General features: G+C 38.5%; 22 protein-coding genes and 1 tRNA gene. 8 read left to right on the top strand and 15 right to left on the bottom strand.

Going from position 1 to position 21,479, the window contains the following annotated elements:
• Positions 1–58 precede the first annotated feature (58 nt).
• From RI561_RS08605 to RI561_RS08630, 6 genes are all read right to left on the bottom strand, one after another.
• Positions 59–1,147 (bottom strand): hypothetical protein, encoded by a 1,089-nt coding sequence (locus RI561_RS08605; protein WP_395079827.1) that lies wholly within the window; start codon positions 1,145–1,147, stop codon positions 59–61.
• An 87-nt stretch (positions 1,148–1,234) separates the two neighbouring features.
• Positions 1,235–1,765 carry a peptidylprolyl isomerase gene (locus RI561_RS08610; protein WP_395079828.1) on the bottom strand — a complete coding sequence of 177 codons (531 nt, stop codon included), beginning with the start codon at positions 1,763–1,765 and terminating at the stop codon, positions 1,235–1,237.
• A 6-nt stretch (positions 1,766–1,771) separates the two neighbouring features.
• Complete coding sequence (locus RI561_RS08615; protein ID WP_395079829.1) at positions 1,772–2,383, bottom strand: acyloxyacyl hydrolase; 612 nt, start codon at positions 2,381–2,383, stop codon at positions 1,772–1,774.
• A gap of 11 nt (positions 2,384–2,394) precedes the next feature.
• Entirely contained in the window at positions 2,395–2,721 is a 327-nt protein-coding gene (locus tag RI561_RS08620) for a hypothetical protein (RefSeq protein WP_395079830.1), read from the bottom strand.
• Between the two features lie 6 nt (positions 2,722–2,727).
• Positions 2,728–2,982 (bottom strand): cold-shock protein, encoded by a 255-nt coding sequence (locus RI561_RS08625; RefSeq protein WP_395079831.1) that lies wholly within the window; start codon positions 2,980–2,982, stop codon positions 2,728–2,730.
• A 108-nt stretch (positions 2,983–3,090) separates the two neighbouring features.
• Positions 3,091–3,750, bottom strand: a complete 660-nt coding sequence (locus tag RI561_RS08630) for a hypothetical protein (RefSeq protein ID WP_395079832.1) — start codon at positions 3,748–3,750, stop codon at positions 3,091–3,093.
• Positions 3,751–3,852: 102 nt separating this feature from the next.
• On the opposite strand from RI561_RS08630, the gene RI561_RS08635 reads away from it, so the two are divergent.
• The 8 genes from RI561_RS08635 (at position 3,853) to pssA (ending at position 10,699) form a co-directional block, all read left to right on the top strand.
• Positions 3,853–3,934 (top strand) — tRNA-Leu (locus RI561_RS08635).
• Positions 3,935–4,149: 215 nt separating this feature from the next.
• Positions 4,150–5,001 carry a shikimate dehydrogenase gene (aroE, locus tag RI561_RS08640; protein WP_395079833.1) on the top strand — a complete coding sequence of 284 codons (852 nt, stop codon included), beginning with the start codon at positions 4,150–4,152 and terminating at the stop codon, positions 4,999–5,001.
• Positions 4,982–5,731 (top strand): peptidoglycan editing factor PgeF, encoded by a 750-nt coding sequence (gene pgeF, locus RI561_RS08645; RefSeq protein ID WP_395079834.1) that lies wholly within the window; start codon positions 4,982–4,984, stop codon positions 5,729–5,731. Before aroE ends, pgeF begins: the two co-directional genes overlap by 20 nt.
• 71 nt (positions 5,732–5,802) lie before the next feature.
• Positions 5,803–6,642: a histone deacetylase gene (locus RI561_RS08650; protein ID WP_395079835.1), complete on the top strand. Its 840-nt coding sequence runs from the start codon at positions 5,803–5,805 to the stop codon at positions 6,640–6,642.
• 80 nt (positions 6,643–6,722) lie between these two features.
• Positions 6,723–7,871, top strand: a complete 1,149-nt coding sequence (dxr, locus tag RI561_RS08655; RefSeq protein WP_395079836.1) for a 1-deoxy-D-xylulose-5-phosphate reductoisomerase — start codon at positions 6,723–6,725, stop codon at positions 7,869–7,871.
• A 5-nt stretch (positions 7,872–7,876) separates the two neighbouring features.
• The gene (rseP, locus tag RI561_RS08660) at positions 7,877–9,217 is read left to right on the top strand and encodes an RIP metalloprotease RseP (protein ID WP_395079837.1); all 1,341 of its coding nucleotides are present in this window, start codon (positions 7,877–7,879) and stop codon (positions 9,215–9,217) included.
• Complete coding sequence (locus RI561_RS08665) at positions 9,192–9,872, top strand: phosphatidylserine decarboxylase family protein (RefSeq protein WP_395079838.1); 681 nt, start codon at positions 9,192–9,194, stop codon at positions 9,870–9,872. The genes rseP and RI561_RS08665 overlap by 26 nt, the downstream gene beginning before the upstream one ends.
• Positions 9,869–10,699 carry a CDP-diacylglycerol--serine O-phosphatidyltransferase gene (gene pssA, locus RI561_RS08670; RefSeq protein ID WP_395079839.1) on the top strand — a complete coding sequence of 277 codons (831 nt, stop codon included), beginning with the start codon at positions 9,869–9,871 and terminating at the stop codon, positions 10,697–10,699. The genes RI561_RS08665 and pssA overlap by 4 nt, the downstream gene beginning before the upstream one ends.
• Here pssA and wecB read toward each other — a convergent pair.
• Genes wecB through RI561_RS08715 form a run of 9 tightly spaced genes read right to left on the bottom strand, consistent with a single transcriptional unit; the run spans position 10,690 to position 21,138 of the window.
• Positions 10,690–11,784: a non-hydrolyzing UDP-N-acetylglucosamine 2-epimerase gene (wecB, locus tag RI561_RS08675; protein WP_395079840.1), complete on the bottom strand. Its 1,095-nt coding sequence runs from the start codon at positions 11,782–11,784 to the stop codon at positions 10,690–10,692. The two genes, pssA and wecB, sit on opposite strands and share 10 nt — an antisense overlap.
• The gene (locus RI561_RS08680; RefSeq protein ID WP_395079841.1) at positions 11,781–12,812 is read right to left on the bottom strand and encodes a glycosyltransferase family 4 protein; all 1,032 of its coding nucleotides are present in this window, start codon (positions 12,810–12,812) and stop codon (positions 11,781–11,783) included. The genes wecB and RI561_RS08680 overlap by 4 nt, the downstream gene beginning before the upstream one ends.
• A complete protein-coding gene (locus RI561_RS08685; RefSeq protein WP_395079842.1) occupies positions 12,809–14,338 on the bottom strand; it encodes a polysaccharide deacetylase family protein in 1,530 nt (509 codons plus the stop codon). The genes RI561_RS08680 and RI561_RS08685 overlap by 4 nt, the downstream gene beginning before the upstream one ends.
• Complete coding sequence (locus tag RI561_RS08690) at positions 14,335–15,738, bottom strand: oligosaccharide flippase family protein (protein WP_395079843.1); 1,404 nt, start codon at positions 15,736–15,738, stop codon at positions 14,335–14,337. The genes RI561_RS08685 and RI561_RS08690 overlap by 4 nt, the downstream gene beginning before the upstream one ends.
• Positions 15,739–15,740: 2 nt before the next feature.
• Positions 15,741–16,745, bottom strand: a complete 1,005-nt coding sequence (locus RI561_RS08695; protein ID WP_395079844.1) for a glycosyltransferase — start codon at positions 16,743–16,745, stop codon at positions 15,741–15,743.
• Positions 16,746–16,760: 15 nt separating this feature from the next.
• Positions 16,761–17,702, bottom strand: coding sequence for a PorV/PorQ family protein (locus RI561_RS08700; protein WP_395079845.1), 942 nt, complete (start codon positions 17,700–17,702; stop codon positions 16,761–16,763).
• Positions 17,699–18,751, bottom strand: coding sequence for a conjugal transfer protein TraF (gene traF, locus RI561_RS08705; protein WP_395079846.1), 1,053 nt, complete (start codon positions 18,749–18,751; stop codon positions 17,699–17,701). The genes RI561_RS08700 and traF overlap by 4 nt, the downstream gene beginning before the upstream one ends.
• On the bottom strand, positions 18,751–20,340 hold the full coding sequence (locus RI561_RS08710; RefSeq protein ID WP_395079847.1) for a FlgD immunoglobulin-like domain containing protein: 1,590 nt from the start codon (positions 20,338–20,340) through the stop codon (positions 18,751–18,753). The genes traF and RI561_RS08710 overlap by 1 nt, the downstream gene beginning before the upstream one ends.
• Positions 20,341–21,138, bottom strand: a complete 798-nt coding sequence (locus RI561_RS08715; RefSeq protein ID WP_395079848.1) for a hypothetical protein — start codon at positions 21,136–21,138, stop codon at positions 20,341–20,343. It abuts the gene before it with no gap.
• Positions 21,139–21,479 lie beyond the last annotated feature (341 nt).

Below are 21,479 nucleotides of genomic sequence, written 5' to 3' on the forward strand. Positions count from 1 at the left end.
ACGTTTATAATACTTGTTAACCATTGTATAGCAATATGTTACAAACAATCATAACATGCTATACTTCATAAGACCCTAAGGTATTATATCCAAAAATAGCTGAGTTATATACTCGATGTGTTCCCAGTGTAAGTCCAATATCCGTAAATCCGCCATCCGAAAATCGTACGTCAATGTTCTTACGTCCATTGCCATAGTAACTGATAAAACCAATTGGGACCCCTTCAAATTCTTGAGCTACATTTATAATTCCGATTTGTAACCCCGTAGCAGATTGAGAGGCATTCAGAATACCTGCAAACTGTAGTCCTTCTAATTCCCGGGCTATGTTTGCAACACCGGCCAGTGAAACGCCTTCTAAGTCTCTTGCATAGTTGATTCCGCCTGTCATAAGGAAGCCACTGGCATCATTTCGGGCAAAATTGAAAGCACCTGAAGCCATTAGGCCTTCAATATCACCAAGAGCAATATTAGAAACACCTGATGCTTGTAATCCTGAAATATCGGAGCCTGCGAAGTTTAAAACTCCTGCAGCCTGTAATCCTTCAACATCTTCTTTTGCAATGTTCGCAACACCGGCTGCCTGCAAACCTGAGATATCACCTAAAGCTGAATTTATCACGCCGGCACCTTGTAGGCCCTCCAAATCCCCGTTAGAAACACTCGCAACACCTGCAAATTGAAGTCCGCTGGAGTTCCCACCGGAAAAGTTGATAATACCGGCACCCTGTATACCTTCTAAATCATTTCCGGAATGATTCACAAGTCCCGCAAATTGAATCCCTGACATATCACCCTGAGAAATATTTGTGATACCGGCGAAATTTATACCCAGCATGTCTCTGCCTGAAATATTGGCCAGTCCTGCAAATTGCCCACCATGAGTATAATACTTATTGTAGTTGATTAAACCTCCAAACTCAGCTCCATCAAGTCCTCCATGGTAGCCACCGAGGAAATTTATGGAATATCGAGCGGTATAATTTGGGGCTTCAAGTCCATTTGTACTTAGGGGAGGGAAAAGGGTTACCCGCCATTTACGATATTCAAGTTCAATATCATCGTTATTGTCTTGGGCATAAAGCACATTTGCAGACAGAAGGAACCCAATTAAAAAAATTAAGAGGGGTAGAATTCGCTTAATCATTTTGGTAGCTATTTTTGATTTATTGTGACATGCCGTCCCTACGATTTTCAATCAAAAAGGTTTACCCAAATTTCAATATTTTTAAATTTAAACTGCCGGTGGGTTGAGGCCATTGAACTTTTCATCCAATGTCTCATTCCAGTTATTTACTTCATCAATACTTTTTAGGAGCTCTTCGTATTCACCCTCGATGTTTATTGAATCTATTTGATTTCCCTGAGAAATAGCATTTACAATTTCCTGGTCGCCTTCAGAAAGCACTTCACCAAAAATGGTATGCCGTCCATCTAACCAAGGGGTAGGGACATGGGTAATAAAAAATTGGCTACCATTGGTTCCGGGCCCGGCGTTTGCCATTGAAAGTTTACCGGGTTCATCGTGCTGAAGTTCGGGGTGAAATTCATCTTCAAATTGATAACCGGGTCCACCGCGGCCGTCACCATTAGGGCAACCTCCTTGAATCATGAAATCATTAATAACGCGATGGAAATTCAGATCATCGTAGTACCCTCTTGTTGCAAGATTGACAAAATTAGCAACGGTTTTAGGAGCTTTATTGGAGAATAAGCGAATATTAATAGTGCCTTTTGATGTAATGATTTCTGCTTTAATGACCATAATGTGTTATTGAATTGAAATTTTTAAAAAGAAAAAATTTGAATCTAAACCCGGATTTTCTTTTCCGGTTTGAGCGTTTGATATATGATGGAATTTATATCCTAAAGATAAGAACGAATTATTATTCAAATGAATAGTATTACCTATGTTAATATCAAAAGTAAAGTTTAATTGACGAGCCTTATCAGTTGGGAATTTTTTATTCATGTAAATTATACCTCCTGATGTACTAACAAATGGGTTCCATAAGTTGGAAATAGTATTGACCATCTTAAAACCGATTGGAGAAATACCGGCACCAGATCTTTCAGCTGGTCGTCCAGATTCATCTCTTTTGGAATAATCATAGTGTAGATAGGGTATGATATCGGCTGTTAACCATAAATAATAATCGGGTTTATATTCCATCAGTTTTCGCTGATATCCGAAAGCAATAATTTGTGATTTTGCGTCCCTGGTTTTCCCCAGAAACCGTACTGAAGTAGTAGAATAACCTCCCCAAAAGCTAATTCTTTGAACAATTTTATTATCCTGAGCTTTGACTTTATCCGGGCAGTTGAAAATAGTCAAGACAAATAAGGCTAAAAATATTGGATGAGTAAATACTTTAAAATTCAAAGACTATTATTTCAGGTATTAGATTTATTGGTTGTGACAAAATTATAGGCCGAAATTCCCCACACAATAATCCAAGCACCTGCTAAATAATAAAATCCGGAATACAGCAATACAGCCACAGTAATTCCATAGATTATATGATAAAATAAAGAGGGGGCCTCCGATTTATTGGCTCTTCGTTGCAATGAAGGCATAAAAAGTGCAAGCAATTTGCTAAGTAGCAAAAGGGCCGTATATACCCACAAAACTATCTCTAATACAGAATTAGAATAAAAAGCCAACGAGATAATAAAAAGCAGGATGATAACGTCAAGCCAGGCGTCTTTAATCCATGTCATAGATTTTTATTCAGCCTCGGCATCTTCTTGGTCAGCATCTTCCTGAAAAGTATTTAGGGAGACTACTTCTTTGGCATGTAACCCTTTATCACCTTCATCTAATAAAAATTCAACTTCTTCACCGCGTCTTAGTTTTTTAAACCCGTCAGCTTGAATTTCAGAATAGTGCACAAAAGCATCTTCGCCGGTATCAGTACTTATAAAGCCGTAGCCCTTTGAATTATGAAACCACTTTACTGTACCCTTTTGTTTGTCAGACATAAAAACAAAATTAAATTAAAATTTTGGACTAATAACATAATCAATCCGTAGTTAACTGAATTAAAATAATTTTTACGGATAATACAATCAATAATAAGTTAGAGATGCTTATCGGACATTAAATTCTACCCAAAGGATATATCCCTGTTTATTTCTTTTAGAAGAAAGTAGTGTCTCAGTTTTATAGTTAAAATTATTTCCATTTTTAAGATCAATTAATAAGCCTTTAACCTTAATAATATTTCCGTTCCTGATTTTTTTAATCTTTTCATCGATTTCTGCTGTAGCAGGAATTAAATGCCATAAGGCTGTTTTATTTTTTATTTTTTCTAATTCAAGAGGAGGGCTAGATACTTCAAAATCAAACGATCGGTCATTAAGCGAAAAGTAGATATAGTCAAGGTTTCTTTTATCTGATAGTTCATTCCAGCCCACAACAGCATCGATAGGAGAGTATTGACTAAAATCATCAAATAAGTATCTCTTCTTCTTAATGACTTGAACTTCAGCTTCCATTGTTTTTCGTGGTATTAGTTCAGCTCCTTTGAAATTAAAAGGCTTTTCCCAAGTTAAATTTTTAATAGCTGGTTCCTCCTCAACCATAACTCCCGGCCCATTGTACACTGGAAAAGTAGAATACAGCAAATATCCGGCAGCGATCGCAGAACATAGAAATATATATTTTAGCATAATCAGTCCTTCTTTTTTGTTTACAAGAGTAAATGACAGTGCATGTGTTACAGATTTATCCCTTTTTAAATGATCCAAGCATAAAAGGTTCCCCAAAAACTATTGAAGCTGATATTCATAATTATTGGTAATAACTTTGTGGTTGATACAGCTAAACTCTTATATTTGAAATCTCGTTAAGCCAAAGTGGCGGAATTGGTAGACGCGCACGACTCAAAATCGTGTTCCTTCGGGAGTGTGGGTTCGACTCCCACCTTTGGTACTGACTAAAAAAGCCCTGTAGATTGCCTGCAGGGCTTTTTTATTGTTACTTAGTCAAGGAATCAGGGAGCAAGTGATAATATTTATAGGCTTTATTTCTCCAATATTTAGCATCATTCATTCACAAATCTTCATAAAACAATGCTCCAAATTCCCTGAAATAATTCGTATCGTTTTAGAGTTGTTTTTATTTCAATTTCAGAATTTAGAGAATAAATGGATTTTAAGGAGTTTTTGGAGTCTGAGTCCAGCCGTCAGCCCCATTATTTATTGATTGGCAGCCCTATTAGCCATAGTGTATCCCCAATGATGCATAACACTGCTTTGGAGCATCATAATTTAAAAGCAACTTATCATGCCGTGGCAGTTAGAAACAGTGAAATTTCGACACTGATAGCTCATCTTAATCGTCTTGAATTTTTAGGGGCGAATATTACTATTCCATATAAAGAGATGTTATTTGATGCAATGGATACTCTGGGAATGGAAGCTGCGCAAATAGGAGCCATTAATACTATCGTTAAGCGGGATGGCAAAATTGTGGGAGAGAATACCGATGCCTACGGGTTCAAAGTTACTCTTGAAGAGCATGAAAACGACTTGTCTGGCCAAAGAGCTATTATTTTTGGAACCGGGGGGGCAACCAAAGCTATAACGTTTGCTTTGCATCAAATGGGTGTTGAAGAAATAGTCATGGTTTCAAGAAGACCCGGTCGATATGATGATAAAGAAGGAATCACCATGTGTAATTATGAAAACTGGTCGGCATATGCTGAAGAAGCCGCCATTATAATTAATGCCACACCCTTGGGCATGGTCCCAAATACCGATGCGACCCCCGTCGGAAATGATGAAATTTATTTATTAGAAGATAAAATTTGCTACGACATAGTTTATAATCCCCGCGAAACAACTTTTATGAAACAAGCAAAAGAAGCCGGAGGTATACCCATTGGTGGCCTTGATATGCTTATCCACCAGGGGGCAAAATCATTCAGGTTGTGGACGGGTTTAGAATTTCCTTTAGGACTTATTAAAATGAAGCTGGATGATGTCTTCCCGTATTAAATTCATAAAGCCAAGTATATTCGAAAGTGAGGTTATTGATAGTTGGTTTACCCTGAGAAATCATTATTTGATTCAAACCGATAACGATATCCCTGGGTTGAACCTTGGGCTGAATACAGCTGAAAAAGAATCAATTGTTTTAAAAAACAGAAAACTATTAGCCCAAGAAATTGATACTAATGAAGAATTGATAGCATTTGGCAGGCAGATTCATAAAACAGATATTAAGTATGTAATTGAGGGAGGAACCTACCAAAAGACAGACGGTTTTGTGACAGATACCCCGGGTTTGGCTTTAGCCATTCAGGTTGCAGATTGCGCTGCTATTTTACTGGCTGATGAAAAAAATAAAGTAATAGGTGCTGCACATGCAGGATGGAGAGGCGCTGTAGCTAATATTGTACCTAAAGTCATTGATAAAATGGTGCAACTGGGGGCGGAAGAGCAACATATCAAAGCATATATAAGCCCCTGTATTTCTCAAGTAAATTTTGAGGTTGGGGAAGAGGTGGCATCAGAATTTCCTAAAGAATTTGTAGATCGAAAGAAGTACAAAAAGCCCCATGTAGATTTAAAGGGGTTTATACGCCACCAAATCATTCAGTCGGGAATGCTTGGCTCAAATATTGAATTAGATGAATCGTGTACCATCGAAGGAGAGCAGTTTTACTCCTATCGACGCCAAGGACAGAAAAGCGGACGAATGATGGGAATCATAAAGCTTAAATAAGATCAGAGCCATTGAGAGTCAGTTACAGTCCAGGTTATGTAGCAAATATTCCGGAAGATCACGTTTTTCCCATGAAGAAATTTAGCGGACTTCACGACTACCTTCTACAAAATCGTACGATAACGGGTGCTGAAATAGTTGAACCTTCCATGGTAGATTTCGCCAATTTAATCACTGCCCATACAGATCGGTATGCCAAAGCGGTGTGGACCGGAGAACTGGACCGCAAAGAAATCAGGAGAATGGGGCTGCCATGGAGTAAATCATTGGCTATTCGTTCAAGGTTGGCGGTTCAAGGGACAATTAATGCCGGATTAATGGCGCTTCAGGATGGATTAGCCGGTAACCTTGCAGGTGGAACTCACCACTCAATGCCCGATCATGGAGAAGGATTTTGCGTCTATAATGATGTAGCAGTGGCCATAAAAGTTTTGAAGCAGTCAATGTGGGTTAACAAGGTGCTGGTTATAGATTGTGACGTTCATCAGGGAAATGGAACAGCTTTTATTTTTGTGGATAACCCAGACGTATTTACTTTTTCAATACACGGTGAAAACAACTACCCGTTCAAAAAACCACCTTCTGATCTTGATATTGGATTAGCTGATAAAACAGGAGATGCCGCATATAACAGAACGCTCATTTCTGCAATTGATGAGATATTCAATAGATTTTCACCTGATTTAGTTTTCTATTTGGGAGGTATTGATCCACTTGAAAAAGATCATTTTGGAAGATTGTCTTTAAGTCTGAATGGATTAAGGGAACGCGATCAAATTGTTATAGAAACAGTTACGCAAAGAAACCTGCCTTTGGTCTTATTATTATCAGGGGGATATGCTCCTACTTTAGAAGAAACCGTGGTTGCACATGCCCAAATGTATGAAGTTGCTAAAGAAATGGGGTTTTGATATTCGAATGACTAATTTCAAAGCTTAATAATTGGTGTGTTGTATGGTAGAAATTCGTTCAAAATTAAACTCAAAACTCCGTGAATAAACAAAAACTAGCCATTCTTGGATCAACCGGATCTATTGGGACGCAAACACTTGAGATGATCAGGAAACATCCTGATAAGTTTGAAGTCATTGCTCTGTCCGGTAATTCTAACTGGAAATTATTAGTAGAACAGATCAATGAGTTTAAGCCGGAATTTGCAGTAATAGGAGACCCTGCCTTTTATAAGGAAGTAAAAGCATCTGTTTCTGGAACAGAAATTTTGGTCGGCCCGAAAAACCTGCCGGAAATGGCATCCCATCCAAATGTAGATACGGTATTAAACGCCTTGGTTGGGTTTGCAGGATTTGAATCAACCCTTGCTGGCATCCATGCCGGAAAGAAAGTGGCTCTTGCTAATAAAGAATCATTGGTGGTTGGTGGAGAGCTAATCAGAAAAGCATTAAAGAACTCAAATTCTGCTCTTATACCCGTTGATTCTGAGCATAGTGCAATGCTACAGTGCTTAGTTGGAGAATCAAGAGGTGGTATTGAAAAAATAATAATCACGGCAAGTGGAGGACCTTTTAGAGAACTAACAAAAAAACAACTTGAAGAAGTAACGGTAAAGCAGGCCTTAGATCATCCCAATTGGAGTATGGGTGCAAAAATCACCATCGATTCTGCCACTATGATGAATAAAGGGCTTGAAATTATTGAAGCACATTGGCTTTTTGATATTCCGGTTCAGCAAATAGAACCCGTTATTCATCCCGAAAGTATCATTCATTCTATTGTAACTTTTACCGATGGTTCCAGCAAAGCACAATTGGGCCTTCCTGATATGAAAGTTCCCATTATGTACGCACTTAGTTATCCAAAGAGATACCCTTTGGACATACCCCGAATGGACTGGAGTAAAGCACAAGAATTAACCTTTGAACCCGTTGATTTTAATAAATTCCCATGTATTAGGTTAGCATTGGAAAGTATTGAGCAAGGGGGTTATTCTCCGGCCGTTTTAAATGCAGCAAATGAAGTAGCTGTAGAGCGCTTTTTGAATAAAGAAATTGATTATATTCACATCCCAAAAATTGTTGAAAAAAGTTTGGCTAACATTCACTTGAGTGATAGTTTAAACCCCGACACACTAAAACAAATTGACAAAGAAACGCGAAGATACGCGCAATCAATTATTAAATAATTTACATGGACTGGTTTTTAAATTTATTAAATACAATTCTGATTTTCGGTGGAGCTTTGATGATCCTTGTGTTTATACACGAGCTCGGCCACTTTTTAGCCGCCAAATTTTTTGGTATGCGTGTAGAACGTTTTTCCGTAGGGTTTCCTCCAAGGGTATGGGGATTTAAAAAAGGGGATACTGACTATTGCATTGGAGCTACTCCTTTAGGTGGTTATGTGAAAATATCCGGGATGATTGATGAAAGCATGGATACCGAGCACCTTGACAAGGAACCAGAGGATTGGGAATATAGAAGTAAGCCTGTTTGGCAGCGTATTATTACCATAACAGCAGGGGTTATATTTAATATGATTTTAGCTTTCGGAATTTATTTCGGGATGACCTACTCAAATGGAAAGGCTGTTTTACCAATAGAAGAGTCTCAAGGTATGTATGTGCCGGAATCTTCTATTTTAAGTGAAATTGGGTTTGAAACAGGAGACAAAATTGTTGGGGTGAACGGAAATAGGGTTACCTACTTTAACGAACTACTTTCAGCCTCGCAACTTACTGCAGATGATTTAAGATATACCGTAATTAGGGGTGAAGAAGAAATAACTGTGCCGGTTTCTTCAAACTATTTAGACAGCTTGCAAACTCGGGGATTTATAGAACGTGAATATTTTTACCCCAGTGAAATTTCTTCTGTTCCGGCCGGTAATCCTGCAGATGAAGCAGGACTTGAGCCAGGAGATCGGATTGTTTCAGCCAACGGAGATACTGTTCGTTATTGGGTAGAACTGGTTGAAATTATACAGAACAGTGAAGGTCCTATTAATTTTGGTATTCAGAGGGATGAATCCTTGTTTTATGCTTCCATTACTCCAAATCAGGAAACTAAAACGATTGGTATTGTCTCTCCAAGCATGCAAACCTTAGGGGTAGAACTTATTGAATACGGGTTCTTTGAATCCATTGCAGAAGGGTATAATCAAACTAAAGAACAAACTGTAGGTATTGTTCAGGGATTCACCCGTATGATAACCGGAGATATTTCGGTATCGCAAAACTTAGGTGGTCCCATCGCCATTGCTAATATCACCAAAGAAGCAACCGATCAGGCAGGATGGATAGGGTTTTGGAATATCACGGCATTACTGAGTATAACCTTGGCAATACTGAATATTCTACCCATTCCTGCTTTAGATGGTGGCCATTTGGTCTTTTTGATTTACGAAGGGGTTACCAGACGAGAACCCTCTGAAAAAGTAAGAATGGTAGCCCAACAGATTGGTTTTTTCTTGATGGTAGGACTTTTTATTTATGTAATGTTTAACGATGCCTTCAGGTATTTCGGACTTTAATATGCTGGCAAAAGACGGTTATCCTACAATTGGCTTAGTTTTACTCATTTCAAGTTTGGTCTGTGGGTTTGCATATTATTTTTTGGATCACTGGTTTACCATTGTTGTTTATGCACTGATGATCGGCCTTTCCGGGCTCATTATATTCTTTTTCCGAGATCCTGACCGCTCAATTCCTGAAAATGAAAACCTAATTTTGTCACCTGCTGACGGAAAAGTGGTTTTTTTGAAGGAGGTAGATGAAGATGTTTATTTAAAAGGCAAGGCAACCCAAATCAGTATCTTCCTGTCTCCACTCAATGTTCATGTCAATCGAAATCCTGTTTCAGGTACGTTAGAATACGTTAAGTATCATCCCGGTGAATATCTCATGGCATGGACTGAACACGCTTCTGAGCTTAATGAAAGGGCAGACTTTGGAGTGCTTCACCCAACAGGGACACAAATATTTTTTAGACAAATTACCGGTTTTCTTGCCCGTAGAATTGTTTACCGTATTGAGGAAGGGGATGCTTTAAAGGCCGGAGAACGGTTTGGCATAATGAAGTTTGGCTCCCGGATGGATGTTGTAGTTCCGCCCGGAGTAGAAATCAAAGTTCAGCCTGGAGATAAAACTATAGCAGGTGAATCAGTGTTGGGAGAAATTAAACCATGAAATATCCCATTCAAAAAAAATATCACAGTTTTAAGCAGCGGCAAAAAAAAAGAAAAGATTCTAAACCGCCGGTAAATAAAAAAATTGCCGTACCCAGTTTTTTCACCTTGATGAATTTATTCAGTGGATTTTTAGCCATTATATCGGTTTCTGATGGTGAATTTGAGCGAGCCGCGTGGCTTATAGCCCTTGCTGGTTTATTTGATGTATTTGATGGACTAATGGCCCGTCTTGCCAATGCAACCAGTGATTTCGGGATCGAGTTAGATTCCATAAGTGATATGGTTTCATTTGGTGTGGCTCCGGGTTTCCTTATTTATTCCTGGAGTCTTCATCAATTAGGTTTTGTGGGGATTATAGTAAGTGCATTGCCTCCGTTATGTGGAGCCGTAAGGCTTGCAAGATTTAACGTTAATGCCCGTTTACAACCCACCCAAGATTTCTTTATTGGTTTACCCATCCCGGCCCAAGCAATTATGCTGGGAGCATTTTTTCTAACCTTTCGTAAATCACTCGATATATTTACTTTTTTAGAAAATGGGGTCAATTCTGTACTTATTCCCTTTATTGTAGTTATCTCATTCCTGATGGTGAGTACGCTTCCTTTTGATAAAATTCCAAAATTTGATCGCAAGACCATTCGCGAACAGAAAGGGAAGTTTTTACTTTTTCTCTCTTATCTCGTGATGATATTGGTATTCAAAGAGTATGGTTTGATGGCCGTCTTCATCATCTTTGTATTGAAAGGAATTACGGTAGGAGCCATTCAGTTTTTTACCGACGATTACGGTCCGGAAGGGGTGGATGAATTCCAGGATTACAGCTGATTGATTAGCACTTCTTTTATTCTTTGAGCCGCTTTTCCATCTCCAAATACATCGGAAGGATCAATATTAGTTTCTGAAGCCAGAATAGAACGAGCGTGTTTTAAAATTGTTGGAATATCGTGACCAACCAAAGTGCCAATATTGGCTTCAATCAGCTCCATGCGTTCGGTTTCTTCTCTGAGTACCAATACAGGTTTACCCAAGGCAGCGGCTTCTTCTTGAATGCCCCCTGAATCGGTCATAATAAGATCAGAGGCTGAAAGCAGATGCAAAAAGGGCAGATAACTATATGGCTCAGTTATAATAAATCTCGAAGAATTAATTTCTGCAGCTTCTATCGCTCTTTTAACATTGGGATTGGGGTGCATAGGAAAGATTAAGATCAGATCTTTAAATTCTTCAATAAGCTGATTAGCTGCCTTTAAAATCTTATCCAAAGGTTTACCATGATTCTCCCGGCGATGTGCAGTCAGAATGCCCAACTTTTGCCCTTCATTCATTCCGGCTAATATCTCCGGTCTTGCTTTAGCGTATGTTTCAGAATTTTTAATCATATGCAGCGCATCAATTACTGTATTTCCGGTTATTGAAATTGATAATTCCGGCACCCCTTCAGCTATAAGATTCGCTTTACTTTGTGGAGTCGGAGCAAAATGAAAATGACTAATTACGGAAATTTGTCTTCGATTCATTTCTTCGGGAAAGGGGGACAGCATATTATGACTTCTCAATCCCGCTTCCACATGTAAGACCGGGATGTTCAAATAAAAAGCGGCCAATGCTGAAAGATAGGAACTGGTGGTATCACCCTGAACCATCACATAATCAGGTTGGACCTTTTGGAGTATAGATTTAAGACGAGGTAATAAATCGGCAGTCAGGCTAAATAAATCCTGATTTGGCTTCATGATATCAAGATTGATATCCGGCTTAATATCAAAAAGCTCAAACATAGACTGTGCAAGTTCCAGATGCTGTCCGGTGTGAACCACGGTTAGCTCAAATTCATTTTCTAGGGCTTTAATTACAGGGGCCAATTTAATAACCTCAGGACGGGTACCGAAGGAGATGAGAATCTTTTTCACGATAACACCCGTTTATATTGATTGTATGTAAGCTCAGCCACTTTATGCCAAGTGTAATTATTTAGTATATGATCTCTAAGACTATTTGAAGAGGTTTTGCTCAGCGCTTGATTAATTCTTTGTATCAGGGAAGATTTTGAACCGGGTTTAATATACTCTGCATAATCCAAAAAATACTCTTTTGTTCCACCTTTCTCTGTGATCACAATATTAGAACCGGATAAAGCAGCCTCCATAGCAGCTATTCCGGGAGTTTCATATTGGGAGGGAAGTACAAAAACCTTACAAGCAGCATAAGCGGATGCTAACAGGTCTGAGTCATGGTCAAGGCTATCAATCAGGGTTACGGTATCTAATTCAGCGGCTATTTTTTTGCATTTTGAACCGTAATCATTATCTGAGAAGTCTCCTATGATAACAAGAGGGGCGTTTAGGCTTGGTGCAGATTTTAACAGCAATTCTACATTTTTTCGAGGTGCACCGGCCTGTCCTGCAAAACAAACAAAATCCGTAATCCCGTATTTCTCGTGAAATAATTCTGGGTCTGCTTTGGCGAACCGTTCTTCAACTCCATTTGGAATTACCGCAATATTATCATTCGAAATTGAAAATCCTTCACTAACAATTTCAGCTTCTTTTTTTGTGTTAGGGATGATTAGATCTGCTTGTGCACAAATTTTGGCTTTAATGCTAAAATCTGAACGGATTCCACTTCCGAATCTTTCCAAAAATCTTTCAATCTTTATAGTTTTGGCAATGAAGGAGGCACTGCGATTCGAATAAAAAACAGGAGATAAAATAATCGGAATATCAAATTGCTTTAACTGAGACACTATGCCTGAGTTTTCAACAGAGGAACCAAACACGTGAACAAGATCCAATTCAGATTTTTCAAGGTCGTCAAAAGGCGAGATAAAGGCCGGTTCAACCCCAAAATTTCTTAAATGATTCACCGTGAAATTGACCTGCGTACGCAAACCTCCATTTACAGCAGCTATGCTCATAGGGACAATAATTCCAACTTTCATAGGCGAATCCTGTTCTTCCAATCCAACAATGAGGTTTTTATAAGCCTAATATCAAAGGCCTTCATATTTTTAACTTCCGGAATGCTTAGAAGATAGGAGTTGGAATATTCAAAATCGGGAGTTTTTTCAAGATCCGTTTGCTGTCCGGCTCTAACACGGTTGAATCCATTTTGTGTATTAAATACCTGGAAATGTAGTTTATTGTCAGTACAGTTAATTTGTATGGAATTATTTTCGTACCAGGCCTCAAAATTTGCAAGGGCTCTTCTTTTCCAAAAAGCTTCGAATTCATGAAACGTCATGTTGGTAAGTAATTTATGATTCACTAATTCCATTAAGTGACTTATAACATCTAATCCCGGCTGAAGGGGATGGTGATAAAAGATTACCGGTTCATGACGGCCAATTTTCATTTCCATTACCTGAGCAAAATAAGCCGCCATATCCGATTCAGAATAGTTTAGCCTGTTTAGACTTCCTGTGCATATGGGGTGAATGGGAAGTTGAATTGGGGAATTTTTGAGGCCGGTCTGAGTAGGGAAACCATCGTACTTAAAGGTGAATTCAGAAGTATAACGAAAATCAAAATCTCCCAATGCCTGCTTTAAAGCTTTATTATGAATCCCGTACGGCGCACAGTAACCTATTGGCTCAATACCTGCTTTTTGTAATAATTTTAGCCCCTTTTCGATGTTGGATTGCATTTTCTTTGAGGAATTTGAAGTACCGTGCTCATAACCATGAAGGGCCAATTCTTGTTCTTCAAATGTTTTAAAGTGATCTAACCATTTTTCGTGAGCTTTGACATGCAAAAACCAAGTTCCTTTTATTTGATGTTCGTTTAGAACTTCATAAAGGTTGTCAATGGATTTTTTATCTCCAAAATCAGTGTCAATTCGAAAACAAAATACAGGAGCTTTTTTTGGAGAAGTCCACTTTTGGATATAGGGCAAACCCGACCGGTGATGCAATTCCCGCAATGTTATGGTAAAAGCATCTTTCAGTTCATGTTTGGAAACACTGTTTACAATTTCATTAGGAAATTTATTACCGGGACTGTAAAATTTCTTCCTGTGGTATTTGTCGCGAGAAAAAAGCGCAATAATATCTGCCCCAAAAAAGCCTACAACACCTTTTTTCCAAACCTGGAAGTGAATAAGCCCACCAAGTAATTTTGTCTCTTTATGCAGGCACACATCTGCATACAAGTCCACAGAATGAATATGCTCGAAGGCCGGGTGTTTTGATCTGTTTAGAAGGGTATCTGCATCGTCTGATTCAATATAGCCCTTTTTGGTAAATGGGTGGATATCCTTCATCTCCAGTACAGTCCCTCCATTTTCTAAGAAATGTTCAACCTGTAAAACCTGAGCAGAAGCAAGTCGTTTGTTTAGTATAATGAGACTGTAATTATTAACCAGCGGGTTTTTGAAATCTACTTGTTCATACCAAACACCTACATCATCAAGCAGATTGCTCCATTCAGTCGAAAGGTTTAGAATTCCAATACAGAGTCTTTTTTTCATTGAGTTATTTTTTCCCTTGCCCAATCTAAATGATCTTTATTAACAATATTGAACTTCAGAATAATCATCAAAAACAGAATAGCTCCCACAAAGGCATTCACAATTGGCTTTAAAGGTATAAAACTCAAAATCAGAAATAACATTATTCCAGAGCTGTAACAAATTAAAATAGGTCGCAGATAATTGTTAGGTATCACTTTCTTAAATCTGAAATAAGTAAATGCTGCTATAATAATTTCAGCTAAGGATACTGCAATAGCAGTCAATAAAATATTTCCATAAGCCGTAAAAATAACAATCAAAAAACCGGAAATTATTCCGCCAATACCGGTAGCTGCAAAATATTCACGATCTCTGTTGGTTGCTATTAAGCCAAATGAGAATAAGCTATTTATGAATGTAACGGCAATCATGACCGATAGAATTTTAAGTATAGCAGCACTTTCAGCATAATCTGCACCGTAAAGAAATCCTATAATTTGTTCTGAGGCTAAAGCTGTGAACAAGGCAATTAAAGTCCCACCGGCTGCGGTAAAACGAAAGACAGTAGATACGGTTTTAGAAGCCGTGTGTTTATCGATGCTCCAAACTGAGGATAAGTTTGGCAAGAAAAGCTGTACAAACACTCGGTCTAACATCATAGCAATGATAACGATTTTAAAAGCAGCGCCGTAGATACCTGCATCTTGCAGAGAAATTATAAATCCAATTAAAATGGGAGGGAGAAGGGTTACAATCTGAGTAAAAAACTGACCGATCCCAAGATATGAACTTGTCTTAAGCAGATCTTGATAGAGTTGAATTCCTCTGGAAGGTAGTTTAAATGGACTTCCTCGAAATGCAAAAGTACCAAGCACCAGGGCTGCTGTACTGACCCCCATGATGTATAGCAAAGGTACTAAAGTTACGTCATCTGAAGACTGAACGAAGAAGATCACCAACAGGAAATAAACCAATCCATTCAATCCTTTGGACAATGTAATCTTGCCAAATTCTTGTTTACCTGAATAAAGCCACTCTAACAAGAACATGTAAGGAACCAAAGATAACAAGTACCCGACGATAACCAGTTTATTTTCTTTTGGGAGATCGACAAATGCAAAAATCAAAAATGATAGTATTAATACGGTAACTCCGAGGAATATTTTTGCTCTGAAAATCTCTATAACCCGGAATATTCTTTTTTCAGGTTTCTTGGCTGTTTCCCGGGTTCCAATATTTATCAGGCCTAAATCGGAGCACCATGTTGCATATCCAAGAATGGAGATGGCTACCGTAATAAGCCCATAATATTCCGCTCCCAGGGTACGGGCTAAGTAAATGGAGGTAACAAAAGAAAAACCACGGCCTATGATGTCTCCGGTGGCTATCCAAAATGCTTTTTGCTTGAGTTTACCCATTCTTAAGAGCTAAGGAATTCCGTCATTAAAAGCCTCAGTTCTTCCTGACTTTCAAATAAATGAACATTTGATTGATCCCCTTCTTCTGATAAGCACCCCAAATTTGGAGCAATTACAGGTTTATTATAGGCCTTAGCCATATGGTATCCCCCTGAGGATAAAATTTCACGATAGTTAAAAACACAAACATCCGCTGCTGAATAAAAAACCGGAACCATATCTTCTTCAATAAAGTCCGGGATTAAAACTATACGTTCATGGTTTTCATCAAGTTCTTTTAGGTCGTAATATAATTCATTATTACCCTTTTTTACGGGCCCTGCAATCATAAGGTAACAGTCTTCTTCAATATCGATTACAATTTCAGCTACTTCTTTTATTTGTTTGTACTGACTTATGTTACCGAACATCAAAAATACTTTATTGTGTTTATATAGCGTAATATTATAATGCTCATTCAGTTGTTCTCTTGCTTTATTAGATGATAATGGAGAGGCCGGAAATTCAGGGTGTGGAACCAGTTTAAACTTTTCTTGTGGAGCATTAAGTCGTAGACTCATAATTGAAACCGCAGTTTTGCAATGAACATGCAAAAGATCAGCCCAGTTGGCCATTTTTTGGTGCAAAAAAGAATGCAGCTTTAAATACTTTTGATCGTGTGGAAATTCGTTATGCAAAGTCCAGACAATCTTTCCGCCAAGCAGATGAAACAGATAAATACACAGCATTTTCCATGGCATTCCCAATAGAGATTTGAAATCCTGGAATTCGAGCCAATGGTAATGAAGAATGGCATTTCGATTTGTTAAGATCCCCGTGATTAGTTTAAAGTGACTAAAAACACTAATTGAGTTGATATTATAATCATCTGACTCTATTAGCTTTTTGTACAGCAGATATAGGTAATCTGTTTTTTTGTGGCTATGCCTAATTAAGGGGACCACAAAAATGGTATCGGCATCCTCATTTAGGGATGCATATACCTCATCCAGAGAAGTTGTCTCCATGAATGTTCCTGATTATTAAAATTTGTACTGCACTCCGATGGAATGTACAGTTCCATACCCGGTATTGAAAGGAATCAACGCATAATTGACGGATATTTCATCAGTTGTGAATGAAGCCCCAAATGAGACCGGTCTTGCATTATTCTGTGTTTTATAACCACCACTTATTTCTAAGGCATCTGCGACTGTCAGGGCTAAACCCAGGTTAAAATAGTTATCTGAAACCGAATAGTCGGCAAAATCTTTATCTTCTGTTTCCTCAAGAGGGTGTACAAAGTCAGCAAAAACAGAAATTAATACAGGAAGTTCATTATTTTTTGAAGCTGAGACTTCTGCGATATCTGCTGAAGTACCAATTTTTAAATTGGTGGGTAACGGAGTCCGCTCTACGTTTAACTTCTGCATTTCTCCAATATTAGTTACGGAGGCTCCTGCCCGAACCCTTTCATTTAAGAATTGGGTAGCTCCTCCAATATTAAAAGCATATCCGTTAGCCCTGTAGGTAAAAATATTTTCATTCAAATATTGAACCGCTCCTCCTAAAGCAAAATATTCAAAATCGTATGCATAGGCAGCAGAAAGAGAAACATACTGAATAGAAAAATTGCCATTGGAAGAACCGGGATTGTTTCGTTGCTCATAATCATCGGAACCTGAGGAATAAAAAGAAAAGGCTACTGCTCTTCGGTTTTTTTTGAAGTTAACTCCGCCAAAAATGTTATTGACACCTGCGATCCAAAAAGAATATCCCAAATCAATGGTAGAAGTTTGATTGTAAGCTAATAAGGCTGGATTTGAATAAATAGAAGCAGCACCATCAGTATTAGAAACGGTCGCTTCTGCTTTGGAAAGTGAATACGGTGTTGGAGATATTCCAAGCACTTCAAAGCCGGTTCCTTGGGCCATCAAAGCTCCACTTATCAAGGTAAAAAGACTACTGAGCAATATTGTTCTCATAAATTCAACCGTAGTGAAAAAATGTGCATGTTAGAAATTCGGTTCGGCTCCATTACAAAAGCATAGTCAATGGAAGGTGAAAATACATCAAAAGGCAGATGAATGGAAAATCCGCTGCTCATGGTCCAGCTGTCGATATTGGAAGCATCCGGTAATTGCCATCCGCCGCGAAGAGTGAGCCGCTCGTGAGCCAGCCAGGAGCCTCCCAAACGGATTTGCTTGGAATGGGTGTTGACTGCTGGCCTTGAATCCGTAAATGTTGGAGTGCCGCCAATAATAGAAATACCGGGATCACGAGTTTCAGAAGTATAAGATTGAATTTCAAAATCCCCGGAAACAGTAAACGAATCCGCTTGATAGGCTAACCCAAGGATAATTCTTGTTGGAAATTCATTGGTAACATCCCGGGCCTGACTTAAACTATACAATTCTGAAGTATTCCATACATAGTTTGCAATCAAATCTTTAACAGAGAAAGCAGCATTTAAATGTTCATTGATATTGTATAGTAAGCCTACATCAATCCCAAAAGCGGTGGCATTATCCAAATCTGGATGATAGTCTGCAATGTTGAATTTAACCCCAACACCTCCGTTGAGTTTTTCAGAAAGTCGAATCCCAAAATTACCGGAAACTTGATATTCTGAAGCATCAAACATATTGGTCGGATACCCGCTTAACGTTCTCCCATCGATATCCTTAACACCGGTTCTTAAAATGCTAAAAGAGATGCCTGCAGATGGTGGAAGTTGTAACTGAACTCCAGTGCTTTGAAAAACACGATCAAATTTTAAAGCGCCTACAGTAAAATCTGATTGCTGTGTAGTAAAGAATAATGCCGCTTGGGCAGGATTATAATACGCATAAGCCCCTTCGGAGGTAACAGCTGACATTGCATTGCCCATAGCCATACCTCGGGCACTGTATCCAATTCGGGATGAGGCTCCTGCAAATCCCCCGTTTTGGGCTTGAATTTCCATGGTAAGCAACAAGCTCATCAATGCAATGAGAATAAGGGAAGAAAGTATCTTTAGAGAAAAGTTTTGCATCAATCTGCCACCAAAATTTTACCGTTCACTTTTTTACCATTCGATTCAATCACATAGATATAAGGACCATTAGCTACTTTCCGGCCGTTTCCATCGTAACCATCCCAAACAGCTTCATAAGTACCGGATGGATATGAGCTATTTTCAATTTCACGAACCAGATTCATTCCAAAATCGAAAATGCGAACGTTGACATTGCCTTGGTTTTTAACTTCAAATTTAATCCGAACCAGTTCATGTTGGGTAGGAGAGAAGGGATTGGGGTATGCATAAGAGCTTGCATTTCGAGCATCAGGTTCGTGAATGTTGCCTCCTTTAAGCGGAAAATTGACCCGGGTGATTTCCCAAGTTTTACCGTAATCATCGGTGGATGCGATTCCATCTTCGGTTCCAATCCATACACGATCTGTGGTTGTTGCAACAGAATAAAACTCTGCCGATGGTTTTATAAAAGCATTCGGGCTTTTTACCGTTGGAGATTTGATCCAGGTTTTTCCTTCATCATCTGAAATGAAAAGGCCGTTATCTCCAGCAGCAAAGATATATCCATCCTTGAAGCCTATATCATTAATGCGTTCACCAATTAGTGTCTGGGTAAATGTTTCACCGCCGTCATCGGTATAAACCAAACCTTGTCTTTGGGGTTGAGTGGTTATCCAGTTGGTCATCCATATTCGTCCGGTACCGGGCTCTTCTTCAATGGCTATAATCCAATCTGCCAACAACCCGTCTGGGGAATTATCAAAACGAATGTGTTTCCAGGATATACTATCTATGGGAGCAGTGAGTGCATTTTCAGAAATATTAATCCCGGCTGCACTTCCATACCAAACTCTGTTTTGGGAGTCGATAAGGACTCCAAAGCCTAATAAATTATTATCCTGTCGTGGATCATATCGATTATAATTTTCACCGTTAATTGTAACGATCCACTGATATTGATTATCCGGAGTCATCTCTGAAACATTAGAAGGGGGTAAAATGACCCGCTCCCAAGTTTCTCCAAAGTTAGTACTTCTAATAAGCCCGGAAGCCCACACTGAACTCAAAATCACATTCCCGGAAATATCAGTGGCATATGGGGGAGATTGTTGTGCTACATTGTTGCGAACTCTGTTGTACTGAATTCCACCATATGTAAATTTAATATCACAATCCGGATCATAGCCTGAGCTGCTATTTTGACATTCTTCAGAGGGGGGATTATCAAATGGAAAATCTTCAAATTTCCATGTACTTCCACCATCTATACTTTTATAAAAGCCATATCCGGCTGGTACTGAACCGTCAGGGCTATCAGAGGAAAAGCCTAATCCTGCTATTACTGTATCCGGGGCTAAGGCAAGCGAAAATACTCTTCCTTTATCATTGTAAACACTATCTGCGTTTTCCGGATAATACCACTCCATTCCATTATTAATGTTTCTATTTAAAGAAGGGCTAATCCAAACGGTATCACCGATAGCTGCAATGGAGCTGACTCCATTTTGCCGGATGGAATTGAATTGATCATCTATGGGGCCAATCACTTGTGAATATCCCAAATTAGAAACGGCGAGAAATAAAACTGCGGTAAATAATTTCTTCATTTATTCAACAATACTAAAAGTAGTTTTAACGGTATCACTTACCAATCCACCCTGATCAATAGCATAGTACAGTATATCATAGGTTTGAAGTTGATTGGTTGAACTAACGGGAAAGGTAAGAGTATATACAGAATCATTGGCAACTTGATCGCCTAAAGATGTTCCGTCATCAAATAATCGAAAGGGAGAATTAGCCACCTCACCAGTCGTTTGACTTATTAATCGTAGAAAAACTCCGGATATGGAATTCTGTCCATCAACATCGGTCACCTTAGCAGTAAATTGAACATCTTCAGAACCGCTTGAGGGGCGTTCATATTCTTCAGGATTATTAACCTCTAAAATTTCAGGTGGGTTGTTTGATAAACCTGTTATAGTAAGTTTTCCCTGAGCATAATTACCTGCTCCACTCTCATCTGCAATAAATAGATTAATAATGTACTGCTCAAATGAAGTCGTATTTGTTTCAATATTTACAACCCTTTCAAAATTATTACCATCAACTTGATTGAGCTCTCCATCGTAGAGAATTTCATTATCCCTTTTATCGACAATTACATATCGGGGTATATCTTCTTCAATCAAATCTTGAACGGAAGCACTTAGGGTAACAGCAACAGTAGTATCCTTAAATTCATCTTTACCAGATTGAAATTCTATAATTGATGGAGATATTGAGAAATCTGAAATAAAAGGGGAATTTTCTAAGGGGCTATTTGGAGAATTTGTGGAATCACAAGCCTGAAATAGGGTTAAAATTCCCAATGCAAAAAAGAAACAGATGAATAGGTTTTTCAAGGTAAATTTGGTGTTTTGGATTAACAACTAATGGTACGAATTCATGATTCTTAAATCCAATACGTATTCATCTTTTATAAATTGTTCACATTCTATATTGCATGTACTTGTTGAGCCTTTTATATTCATTGCGTTATGAAAAATCGAATAGCTGAATTACATACTTGGTGGTGGCCTGTTATAGAAAATAACAGTGGGACTGCTATGTAATTGAGCAATTGAGATAAGAAATTAAACAAAACCCACTGTTCTCCGAATGGTGGGTTTTTTTATTTGTGGTGATGGCAACATTGGTTCCGACTCAGAGCGATCGGAACCAGAACATATGATCATAGAATAAA

The sequence above is a fragment of the Gracilimonas sp. genome, assembly GCF_031581265.1.
In the GTDB taxonomy this organism is placed as follows: Bacteria; Bacteroidota; Rhodothermia; order Balneolales; family Balneolaceae; genus Gracilimonas.